Source organism: Thiohalophilus sp., assembly GCF_046483665.1.
GTDB lineage: Bacteria > Pseudomonadota > Gammaproteobacteria > UBA6429 > Thiohalophilaceae > Thiohalophilus.
In genome coordinates, this window is record NZ_JAWOCR010000032.1 from 1 (window position 1) to 11,133 (window position 11,133).

General features: G+C 55.4%; 11 protein-coding genes and 1 tRNA gene. 4 read left to right on the forward strand and 8 right to left on the reverse strand.

What is annotated here, in order from left to right; genetic code table 11:
- On the reverse strand, window positions 1-1,545 hold a 1,545-nt coding region (locus R6U90_RS07440; protein WP_410352039.1), incomplete at its 3' end, for an ATP-binding protein.
- Between the two features lie 92 nt (window positions 1,546-1,637).
- Here R6U90_RS07440 and R6U90_RS07445 point away from each other — a divergent pair.
- Window positions 1,638-2,045, forward strand: coding sequence for a YkgJ family cysteine cluster protein (locus R6U90_RS07445; RefSeq protein ID WP_410352040.1), 408 nt, complete (start codon window positions 1,638-1,640; stop codon window positions 2,043-2,045).
- Window positions 2,046-2,123: 78 nt separating this feature from the next.
- Here the strand turns inward: R6U90_RS07445 and yrfG are convergent, their stop codons facing one another.
- Complete coding sequence (gene yrfG / locus R6U90_RS07450; protein ID WP_410352041.1) at window positions 2,124-2,786, reverse strand: GMP/IMP nucleotidase; 663 nt, start codon at window positions 2,784-2,786, stop codon at window positions 2,124-2,126.
- A 159-nt stretch (window positions 2,787-2,945) separates the two neighbouring features.
- Between yrfG and R6U90_RS07455 the strand changes: the two genes are divergently transcribed.
- Complete coding sequence (locus R6U90_RS07455; RefSeq protein ID WP_410352042.1) at window positions 2,946-3,647, forward strand: hypothetical protein; 702 nt, start codon at window positions 2,946-2,948, stop codon at window positions 3,645-3,647.
- Between the two features lie 151 nt (window positions 3,648-3,798).
- Window positions 3,799-4,602 (forward strand): 3'(2'),5'-bisphosphate nucleotidase CysQ, encoded by an 804-nt coding sequence (gene cysQ / locus R6U90_RS07460; protein WP_410352043.1) that lies wholly within the window; start codon window positions 3,799-3,801, stop codon window positions 4,600-4,602.
- Here cysQ and R6U90_RS07465 read toward each other — a convergent pair.
- The 6 genes from R6U90_RS07465 to R6U90_RS07490 form a co-directional block, all read right to left on the reverse strand.
- Window positions 4,596-4,799, reverse strand: a complete 204-nt coding sequence (locus R6U90_RS07465) for a hypothetical protein (protein WP_410352044.1) — start codon at window positions 4,797-4,799, stop codon at window positions 4,596-4,598. The genes cysQ and R6U90_RS07465 overlap by 7 nt on opposite strands.
- Before the next feature lie 168 nt (window positions 4,800-4,967).
- Window positions 4,968-5,043: transfer RNA gene (locus R6U90_RS07470), tRNA-Phe, on the reverse strand.
- A gap of 173 nt (window positions 5,044-5,216) precedes the next feature.
- Window positions 5,217-5,489: an oxidative damage protection protein gene (locus R6U90_RS07475; protein ID WP_410352045.1), complete on the reverse strand. Its 273-nt coding sequence runs from the start codon at window positions 5,487-5,489 to the stop codon at window positions 5,217-5,219.
- 23 nt (window positions 5,490-5,512) lie between these two features.
- Window positions 5,513-6,583: an A/G-specific adenine glycosylase gene (gene mutY / locus R6U90_RS07480; RefSeq protein ID WP_410352046.1), complete on the reverse strand. Its 1,071-nt coding sequence runs from the start codon at window positions 6,581-6,583 to the stop codon at window positions 5,513-5,515.
- Window positions 6,573-7,124: an SRPBCC family protein gene (locus R6U90_RS07485; RefSeq protein ID WP_410352047.1), complete on the reverse strand. Its 552-nt coding sequence runs from the start codon at window positions 7,122-7,124 to the stop codon at window positions 6,573-6,575. The genes mutY and R6U90_RS07485 overlap by 11 nt, the downstream gene beginning before the upstream one ends.
- A 4-nt stretch (window positions 7,125-7,128) precedes the next feature.
- A complete protein-coding gene (locus tag R6U90_RS07490; protein ID WP_410352048.1) occupies window positions 7,129-9,414 on the reverse strand; it encodes an AsmA family protein in 2,286 nt (761 codons plus the stop codon).
- Between the two features lie 402 nt (window positions 9,415-9,816).
- Here R6U90_RS07490 and R6U90_RS07495 point away from each other — a divergent pair, with 402 nt between their 5' ends.
- Window positions 9,817-10,638 (forward strand): hypothetical protein, encoded by an 822-nt coding sequence (locus R6U90_RS07495; protein ID WP_410352049.1) that lies wholly within the window; start codon window positions 9,817-9,819, stop codon window positions 10,636-10,638.
- Window positions 10,639-11,133 lie beyond the last annotated feature (495 nt).

The following is an 11,133-nucleotide window of genomic DNA, read 5'->3' on the forward strand; positions in this document are numbered from 1 at the left end:
CGGTTCCTGTTTGCGCCAGGCATAAGTGACTTCGATACCGCTAAGCCCTGGCATTCGCATGTCCATCAAGACGAGATCAAATCGTTTTTGAAGAAGTGTGTGTAATGCCTGATTACCGTCTGTAACATGTGTAACCTGATGTCCGTCCATGCGCAGGAACGTGGTTATGACTTTGGCATTGATTTCGCTGTCCTCCGCCAATAAAACATGCAGATTGGTTTTCTCCATATTGGCAGGTCGGGTAACAGGCTCGTTCTCAGAATCTTTCTTCTGATCGCTCGCGGCCGCGAGCGGCAGGCCAAACCAGAAACAGGTTCCTTCTCCGGGGTGGCTTGTAACACCCATTCTGCCTCCCATGGCGAGAACCAGGTTATAGGAAATAGTGGTTCCCAGTCCTGTGCCGGATTTTTGTGCGGGGTGTTCATTATGGCATTGATAAAAAGGATCGAAAATATGGACCAGTTTTGATTCCTCAATACCGATTCCGGTGTCCCTGACCTCAAAATGGAGCAGATAGACTGCTTCCTGGCGCTGGCGTCGGGTAACAAGCACATGGACACTGCCTTCGTCGGTATATTTTATTGCGTTGCTGATCAGGTTCAAAAGAATCTGACGCAGACGATTCGGATCACCGATGAAATACCGGGGCAGCGTCTTTTCTACATGACATTCGATAATGATGCCTTTTTCTGCCGCGGAAGAAGAAAAAATATTCGTCACTCCCTGGCACATCGTCTCCAGTTCAAAACGAGTCTGCTGAAAATCGTATTTTCCGGCCTCAATCTTGGACAGGTCCAGTACATCATTGATTATCGAGTGCAATGTGGTCGAGGCTTCTTTCAAGTTGGTGACATACTTACGTTGTTTATCATCCAAATTCGTTTTATCGAGTAGTTCGGTCATCCCGATTATGCCGCTCATTGGTGTACGGATTTCATGACTTATGGTTGCAAGAAATTCACTTTTGGCGCGATTGGCTTTGTCGGCTTCCATGCGTGCGGTTTTGATTCGACTAATCATGACATTGAGATAAAATGGTAAAGCCATGAGAAAGACAACATAAGCGACTGCATCGATATAATGGGAATACCAGGTGCCGCTATAGACCAGAATTATCAGAAAAGCGATCACACTGGCCGCGGTCGCTGAAAACAGTTCTCCGCGACCGTAACGGACTCCGTAACCGATATAAATCCAGGGATAGAACAGAAAATAGGGACTGAAGGGACCGGCATCGGTTACGATCATGGCTGTACTGATAGCAACGATATCCAGCGGAATGGTAATGTAGGGGCGCAGTCGCGAATCTGGATAGATAAAGACACTGGCAAGCACGATCAGGGTGTAAATCAGGAAAATTGCTGCAAACAGATAATACTGGGAATAGTTATCCGGATAGTAACTGGTGTGAATGCCGGCCCCGATATGCCCAAAGGCGAACATCCAGATAATCAGCCGGGCGACAGCCTGACTGAAGTCCGGATTGGACCACATGCGCGTGGTTTTCAGATAAGTGGTAAAATGGCCGAGTCGTTTCTCTAGCATATGTCATTCCCTGAAAGCCTATCCTGGACCATCCGTGCCAGTATGACCGGCTTTTTATGGTAGTTTCAATACAAAATTAATGGTAATTCAGGATGTCCGTCAAGCAATCAATTCCCTTTGAACTCACCCCCGAGAACAAATGCAGCTTCTGTCCGGGTACCAAGTGTTGTAATTACATCACCCAGCAGATCGATGCACCACGATCCATTGATGATTTTGATCATCTGCTCTGGCAACTGGCTCATGCAAATATCCAGGCTTACAAGGACGAGGATGGCTGGTTCCTGGTGGTGATGACCCGCTGCAACTACCTGCAAAAAGAGGGTAACTGCGGCATCTATGAGACCCGCCCGCAGGTCTGCCGTGATTACAGTAACGATTACTGTGAGTTCGATGCGCCGGCCGAAGAAGGGTTTGAATTTTATTTCCAGACTTATACCGAGCTGGATAACTACTGCCGCAAACGCTTCAAGAACTGGGATAAGCGGTTTAAAACATAGTGCTGAGTGCTGAGTGCCGGGCCGGCAACCCAACTGACAGGTACTAGGACCTAAGACCTGGGATCTTGGACCTAGGACCTAGTAACCTTTTTTTGGCAGTATCTCGCTGAAACAGCGCACGGCCTCGAATTCCTCGACATCCTTGGGCGGTAGCTGGCTGTCCGGGTGTTTGACCGCCAGCAGATGACCGATGCCGTATTTACGTGCCGAGCGCAGCACCGGCAGGCTGTCATCGATCAGCAGGGTGCGGGCATTGTGGTAAGGCAATCTGTCGTGCAGGCGGTGCCAGAAATCCTGTTCCTCCTTGGGGGTGCCGAACTCGTGCGAGCAGACCACATGCTCGATATGATTGTGCAGGGCGGTGCGTTCGAACTTGAGCTGCAGGCTCTTGGGGTGGGCGTTGGTCACCAGCACACTGGTTTTACCATGTTCGCGCAATTGATCGAGAAAGTCGGTGACGTAGGGGTGAATGGCGATCAGGTGATCGATCTCCGTTTTGAGCGCGGCAATATCCATCTGCAGCCTCTCGCTCCAGTAATCCACACAGTACCAGTTCAGCGTTCCCTCGATGCGGCGAAACACCGGGTATAACGCCTGCTTGGCAGTCTCGATTTCCATGGCATGTTTTTCGGCGTAGCGACGCGGCACATGCTCGGTCCAGAAAAAAGTATCGAAATTGAGGTCCAGCAGGGTGCCGTCCATGTCCAGCAGCACGGTATCGATGGAATTCCAGTCAAGCATCGGTGTCAACCAGGGTAAGCCAGGTCCGGTTTGTGATTAACCCTTCCCGCAAAAGCGGTTTTCAGCGGGCTGTGGGGGTGAAATGATACCCCGTAAACGTACCCGATTGGGGGATTTTGATCTAGGCTTATCGCGTTAGGCACAGTGTTGGAGGCGGTTGTGAATTTCTACGGCAAAATTTTACTGGCTGGCCTGCTGCTCCTGACTGGCGGCAGTCCGGCCATGGGACAGCAACTCTCGCAGGAAGAGCTGGAACGCTGGTTCGAGAGCGATGATCCCCATCCGCCGGCCGGTTCGACGGAAAATGTCAATGAAGGTAATCTGGTTTTTCTTCAGCAACCGCCGGACAAGCCGGTGCATCATCACCATAATAAACTGGTAATCAGTGCATTGAGTCTGTCCACCGGGTGGGTCTGGTTACAGCAGTGCCATGCTAATATGGACGAGTTCAGTCGGGTTCAGATCCTGTTCAAAAAAGGACGCATCCGCGATCTGGCTATTACCCGGGCCGACAATATCAGTGAAAGCTGGGTAGAGGATAACAGTGTTCAGTTGCGGGATGTGCGTGCCGGCGCCAGGCTGTGTGTTTCGGGCTGGACACAAGCGCTGGAAAACCGCGAGAACGGGCGTTTTACCATGCATAACGGTCCGTTCATGCGCAAGTTTCTGGACGGCTATTATCCGATGCGGGTGAGCATGGACATCGACTATAGCGGGACGGGTTTGCGACTGGTTTCCGTGTCACCGCAACAGCAAACCGGCTTTGATGTCGATCAGCGTAGCGAGGGAATCAGTTTCAATGCCTGGTTTGAGGGGCGTCTGAATACCGAGTTAATGTTCCGGCTTGCGGTGGTTAACTGAATCCGGCTGATGCGTCGCCCCGTAATCTGAACCGGATGCGCGAGCCCCTTGCCGATAGGGCTGTCAGGAACGACGCTGATACATGGAGTTGCCCGGGGAATGCTGGCACAATACGCGCCAGCATTCGGCCAGCCAGGTGTAGTGTGTACCCATGAGTCACCAGCAACTGAAAACCCTTATCAATCCGGTGAAAAGAATCGCCTATGAAGCCGGACGGCGAATTATGGTGATCTATGAACAGGGTTTTTCGGTTGAGGAAAAGGAGGACAGCACGCCCCTGACCGAAGCGGATATGGCGGCCCATGAGGCGGTTGAAGCCGGCCTGAGGGCGTTGACACCGGAGTTGCCGATTCTCTCCGAGGAGTCAAAGCCGAAGAGCTTTGCCGAACGGGCCAGATGGCCGACTTACTGGCTGGTGGATCCGCTGGACGGGACCCGTGAGTTTATCAAGCGCAATGGCGAGTTCACCGTGAATATTGCGCTGATTGACGACCACGAGCCGATCCTCGGCGTGGTATACGCGCCGGTGATCGGCAGTCTTTATTATGCGGCTCACGGCCTGGGTGCCTACAAGCGTAGCGGCCTGGATGAACCGGAACAGATCCGGGTGCGGGAACATTGCCCCGACAAGATGATCATCGCCGGCAGTCGTTCGCACCAGACTCCCGAGTTCAAGGATTTCATCGCCCAGCTCGATAATTACGAAATTATCAGTATGGGCAGCGCGCTCAAATCCTGCCTGGTAGCCGAGGGGACGGCCGATCTTTACGCTCGCCTGGGGCCGACTTCCGAGTGGGATACCGCGGCAGCGCAATGCATTGTGGAGGAAGCCGGCGGCTGCATGACCGATACCCGGATGCAGCCACTACGCTACAACACCAAGGAAGAGCTGCTGAACCCCCACTTTCTGGTGTTCGGCGATCAATCGATCAACTGGGCCGAATACCTTCAGTGAAAATCCCGGGCATCGTACACCGCCATGATCGCCTTGAGTTCCTGTAACAAACGTTGCTGTTCCAATGGCTTCAGGCTGGCCAGTTCGGGGACCATGTCTCCGGCTTCCATCTGTTCAATGGCCTCCCGTACTGCCGTACAGCCCTGATTACAGAGGTGATCGAGATACTGACTGAGCTTGGGGTCATCGATGGTCATAGACTTTAATCGCCAAAGCCCCATGGGTTACTTCAGATGGTTTCCAGATTCTAGCAGCCAGAGTCTAGCTACTTTGCGGTGAGAACTAACCTTGATACAGGCTTTTTGCGTTGCAGCGACGAGTGTGGTGGTCTTTTTCTAGTCACTAGCGCCTAGTTACTGGAAAGATGGTGGCCGGGGACAGAATCGAACTGCCGACACGGGGATTTTCAATCCCCTGCTCTACCGACTGAGCTACCCGGCCAATATCAGTGACGAGTTACGAGGGACGAGGGGCGAGTAAAACCGGATCGTGCCGCTGTTTTCTGCCTGTCGGGTGACGAAAGGCTGTTCCTCGTCACTCGTTACTCGTCCCTTGACCCTTATGGGCAAGAGCCGCGTATTTAACGTGAAAAGCGACCCCGGCGTCAAGTCGAATCAGGCGGAGGGCGGCACGTAGCCTTCGGGGGTGTCGGCCCCTTCGCCGAAGAAGAATTTCTCCATCTGGTCCTCGAGCATTTTGCGGTGCTCGGGGTTCATGGGGCTGAGGCGGTATTCGTTGATCAGCATGGTCTGCTGCTGGAGCCACTTCTGCCAGGCTTCCCTGGAGACGTTCTCGTAGATCCGTTTGCCCAGTTCGCCCGGGTAGGGGGGCATGTCCAGCCCTTCGGCTTCTTTATTGAGTTTCGCGCAATGCACCATACGGGCCATGAAAATCTCCTTCGCTCGGGTATTTAATCGGATGTGGCGGCCAGTTCCTGCAGCAGGGCCTTGACCGGTGCGGGCAGGCCCCGTTGATCAGGCCGGCGTGTGTTATACCAGACTCTTTTACTCGGTTCCATAATTTGCGGATTCTGCGCTGTAATGCGTCCGCGCAGCGGCTGGATATCCAGATGGTAATGGCTGAAGCTGTGGCGCAGCGGCGGTTGCGGGGCCAGTTCCGAGGTCTCCAGGCCCAGCTGCTCGGTACACCATTGTCGCGCGGGGATTTGCACCGGGCACTCGGGAAAGCTCCACAGTCCGCCCCAGATGCCCGCTGGTGGACGCTGTTCCAGCAAGACCTCGCCCGCGCTGTTTTGCAGGATCAGCATGGTGGTCTGGCGCACCGGCAGGGCCTTGCGCGGCTTGCGCCCGGGATAATCGTGGGGGTCGCCGTGGCGGCGGGCCTGGCAACCGTCGGACAGCGGGCAGGCCGGGCAGTCAGGCTGGCGACGACGGCAGAGCGTGGCTCCCAGATCCATGATTGCCTGGGTGTAGTCGCGAATCCGGTGGCCTGGGGTATAGCTCTCGGCCAGTTCCCACAGGCGGTTCTCCACCGATTTTTCCCCCGGCCAGCCTTCGACGGCGTGATAGCGGGCCAGCACCCGTTTGACGTTGCCGTCGAGAATCGCGAAGCGTTGCTCGTGTGCCTGGGCCAGAATCGCTCCGGCGGTGGAACGCCCGATGCCTGGCAGGGCCAGCACCTGATCGAAATCGTCCGGGAACCGGCTGTCGTGCTGATCACGGATCTGCTGCGCGGCCCTGTGCAGATTGCGCGCCCGGGCGTAATACCCCAGCCCGGTCCACAGGTGCAGCACCTCGTCCGGTTTGGCGTCGGCCAGCGAACGGATATCGGGGAAACGGGCCACGAAGCGTTCAAAATAGGGAATCACCGTCGCCACCTGGGTCTGTTGCAGCATGATCTCCGACACCCAGACCCGGTAGGGGGAGCGCTGCGCTTGCCAGGGCAGATCGTGACGACCGCAGCGTTCGAACCAGCCGAGTAGTCGATCGCTGAAGGGGCTGCTGTCAGGATCAGGGTGCATGCCGGGCCTGTTGCTCCAGGTTGTTGATCAAGGTGGTGCTTTCGTTGAGCAATCTGTGTTTGAAGATCGCGGTGCCGATCACCGGCGGGATCCAGAAGCGTGGCTGCAAATCGGCGCTGAGGGTCACATGGGTGCCGTCGTCGGCCGGGGCAATATGCCACAGGGTGCGCCCCGATTGAAAATCGCTTTGCTGCGGATCGTCGATCAGGCGGATATAGCCCTGTCCCGGCGTGGTCGCGATCTGAACCTGGGTAACCCGCCGACAGAACATCAGCACACAGCCTTCGCTGATAACTTCGATGCGTTGCTGGTTGTCGCCCTTCTCGAGGACCCGGCTGCGGACGATCACGTTACTCAGTTGATCGAGCCGGGCGTAATCGGACAGATGTCGGTAAACCCGTTCGTGCGGGGCGTCGATACGCATTTGCAGATGAATGAGAAAATGATTGCCCTCTCGCCGTACCTGCGAGTGCAGCACTTCCCCGGCGGATAACGGAGTGCACAGCGATAACAACAGCAGGGAGGCGAGTCGTCGGGCCACCGGTCTACTTGAACAGATTCTTGAGCATGTCGCCGGCTTTCTCCTCCAGCTTCTGTTTCAGCTGGTCCTTTTCTTCCTCGACTTTCTCGTCCGCTTTCTTTTTCAGCTCAGCTTTGGCCTTATCTTCGATATCATCGAGTGCTTTTTGACCTTCGCTACGCAGGTAATCGCTGAAGTCCGGCTGCGGCGTCAGGCTGTCGATGGGCCCCTTGAAGTGAATCTTGAACGGCGTGCGATCCATCTGTGCGTAGGTTTTGCCCTGCTCGACTTCACCCTTGGAGGTCAGTTTGATAAAGGCCGTATAGTCGCTGTAAAGCTGTACCAGATCGAAAGTCCCTGCGCCGCGAATTCGACCAAACGGCAGGCGGGCCTGCAGATCATCATTACGTGCCAGTCCGTTTTTAATGTTCACGGTGCCGGTAATCTCGGAGAAATAACTGGCGTTGTCTGCTTGCGGGTTTTTGATGTTGTCGAATTTCTGTTGAACCTGGTCCAGGCGGGTTTTGGCTGCCAGCAGATTATCGGCGTTGATGATGGCCTTGAGATCATTATCGATCTCGTTGACGACGTTTTGCAGTTGCGCCATGTCGATGTCCCGAACCTCGGCCTCGTGCACGGCAAACCGGCTGTTACCACTGAGGGTTTGGCGAATGGCCTGCGGGTCATTCCCCGTGGCACTCAAGGCCAGTGACAGGTCAGTACGCCCACGCAGTTTGTCATCGCCCCACAGATCCTGGAGCAAGGGCCCGATCTGAACGCCCGAGAGCTTTTCATCCAGATTCAGCTTCGGCGTATCGCCGGTCACATCCAGGCGGATATCCCCGCTGTAGTTGCCCTCGTAGAGTTGCGCACCCAGCGGATGCAGCCGTAGCCGTCCGTCCCGGGCCCGGGTAGTAATGCGAATCTCGCGCGAGTGCAGATTCATCGCCTTGAGCCGATCGATGCGCAGTGTGCCGTCGATATCCAGCGGACGAAGTGTTTCGGCCGGAATCAGCGTCGTTGTCGCGGCCGCGGCGCCGGCCGGGGTTGCGGGTACCGGTTTATCCTGGCTGGCGGCAGTTTCCTGCGTCTGGGTGGCCGGGGTGTCGGGATCGGTCGCGGGAGGCAGATAACGATCCACATCGATTTGATCGAGCTGCAGGGCGTAGGTGATCGCGGGCCGGGTGAAGTTGCTGACAGCCAGTTCCCCGCTCAGTTCACTCTCGTCAAACTGAACAAACAGTTCGGAGAACGAGGCCTGCTGGCTGTCACCGCTGATCCGGGCGTTCAGTTGCGCCGTGCGCAGGGCTTCGTCGTCGGCCATCGGCGGCAGATCGATCTGCCATTGTTGTAACAGTCTTTGGGGCGAGAACGGGGCGAGTGCCACGCTGGCCTGGTAGCGCGGCGCCTGGAATATCTGATTGGCCTCGATATCCGCTTGCAGGCGCAGATCGGAGGTTCGCAATGACAGCGCTTCGGCCGTGGCGGTTTGCCGGGCCAGGTCCAGGTCAACTCGCGGGCCGACCAGGCGTGCCTCAAGCTGGCCGCCGGGCAGTAACGGGCTGTTCAGATCGGTATGAAATTGCAGGTCTTCGAGTAGCAGTTGCTGTCGTTCCAGGTGGGCAGTGAACTGCAGTGACAGTTTGCCCCGTCCATCCATTTGCGGCGTGCGACTTTGCACCCGGAAGTTCGCCTGCAGGGGGATGGGCGTGGCCAGGGCCACACGACCGAGACTCAGATTGAGCGGGTCCGCGACAAAATACTGCCCGCTGCGGCGATCGTCCCAGACGATGCGCGCCTGCCGGATTTCCAGCCCGGCCACTGCCAGCGCGGCCAGCGGTGACGGGCCTGAGGCCTGGCCCGGTTCCTGTTTTTGCTCAGGCGCCGGTTGAGCCTGCACGGTGGCCGGTTGCAGCAAATCATCCCAGTTGCTGACACCGGCGGCATTGAGCTGCAACGTCACATCCAGCCCGTCCAGGATGATCTGGCCGACTTCCAGCTCGGCGAACAGCAATGGCCAGAGTCGGACCTGCACTTCGACCTGCTGTACCGCCGCAAAGGTTTCCGGTTCAAAGCCCGGCGCATTACCCAGGCGGACTTCACCGAGCTCCACGCCCAGCCAGGGGAAGAAGCTCCAGTTAATCTCACCGGGAATACTCAGTTGGCGGCCGGTCCGGGCCTCGACGGTTTCGCTGATCTGATCCTTGTAATCATTCGGGTCGATTACCAGGGTGACCACCGCGATGCTTGCCAGCACTAAAAGGACGATCGCCAGCAGGATAATCAGTACGATTTTGAAAAAGGCTCTCATGGCATTCCTGTCGGGGCCGGGGTTCGGCCCTATAAAGTATCAGTGTCGCATTGGCTTCGGTAGGGGAAAAAACTTTTTGTGATAGTCGCCTGTACGCCGGTTTGTTGCATGGCGTGTGCCATGCCTGGACCCGGTGCAGGGTCTGAAATGGAAAAAGCGAGGGGTGGCAGGCTCTCGTACGCCAGGCGCGGCGCCGGGGCCAGCGTCTGGCGGGTGAACAGGCCCCTGTCCGGGCTATCGGACTTGAGATTCCGAATGAATAACCTTGTGAACTACGTTGTATTATAGGTAATTTTACCTATTGGAAATCAGCGGAAATTGTCTATGATTGCAGCAGGTCTTTTGACGAGCCAATGTCTTGGTTCAGGCAGACGGACGATGCACAGCCTGCGGATGGCGAGATTGAAACGGTTCTGGCCAGGTGCTTTCCTGGTGCTGGGGGTGGTCCTGCTTGCCGTGCTTGCAAGACGGAGCAATGTTCTGCCCTGGTTCGAGACGCTACTGTTTCTGTTTCTGGCCGTTGGGATTGTCTGGTTCTGGTACCGGAACCGCCAGTATCGGGAGATCCTGACATGGGCCACTGCTTGTCTCAGGGAGCAACGCTGCGCATCGGTTATGCCAGCGAGCACGCTGTCTCACACTGCGGTCCGCCAGTTTCGCGCGGCACTGCGCAATCTCCTTTACGGCCATCTGGCCGGGCAAACCCGTTCAGATAACATTTTTTTACTACCGGAACGACAGGTCCGGTTGCTGACCGAAACCGTGGTCGATATTCAACAGGACCTGGAATTGCAGCAGGCGATGCTGGAATCACTGGAACGCTGTCTCGATAGCAAGACGGGCATAGGTGAGGCTCTCGGCGAGGAAGTGGATCTCTCGTTGCACAGCATGCTGGCGATTCTCGAGGAACTGGCCTCGCAGACCGATAGAATTGCCCTCAATGCGGCGATCGAGGCCGCCGGTAGCGATGAGAGTGAGCGGTCGGAGAATATTGTTACGGTGACGCGCGAAACCGGCAGCCTGGCCTGGAAAATTCGCCAGTATGTCGGGGAGATCCGGGAGGCTGTCAAAACCCAGGAGATTGATTCGGTATGTGAAATCCCCCCGGAGTCGCAAGAGACCACCGGACAGGCACAGGCCCTTCTGCGCCAGTTACTCGAGATCAGCCGCCAGAGCGAAATCCGGCTGGATCGGTTACGTCGCGCTTGCTCCGGGCCGGCATAACAGCATGAGCATGTTCGGGAATAATGAACAGGCAGGAATAATAATTTAAAGGTGGAGCGGGTGATGGGAATCGAACCCACATTCTCAGCTTGGGAAGCTCCTAATTTTATCATCGGACAGATCTGTTTATTAGCACATCCTCATGTCAACCTAATCCCTGTAAACAGACAAACCACATTCAGCCGATTTTTAAAATTCAGATGCAAACCTGATTGATATCATTTATAAACAATATTCCCCATACACTGTAACATGTTGTTTTTTGTGATATTGTAAATTCCAGGTCACTTTGGAACATTTAGAAAATGTATGGCACTGGAAGAATTCAAGATATAATTAAACACTTAATTGCAACCAACGATATAGAATCTGTCGACGAATTAAACCCAACAATAAAGCTTAATGCTTTATGTGACTCGCTACAATTAACACATGAACAATTTGATTCATTAATCACTCATAATTCCCCTGTTCTCAGAACAATCAAAGGACATG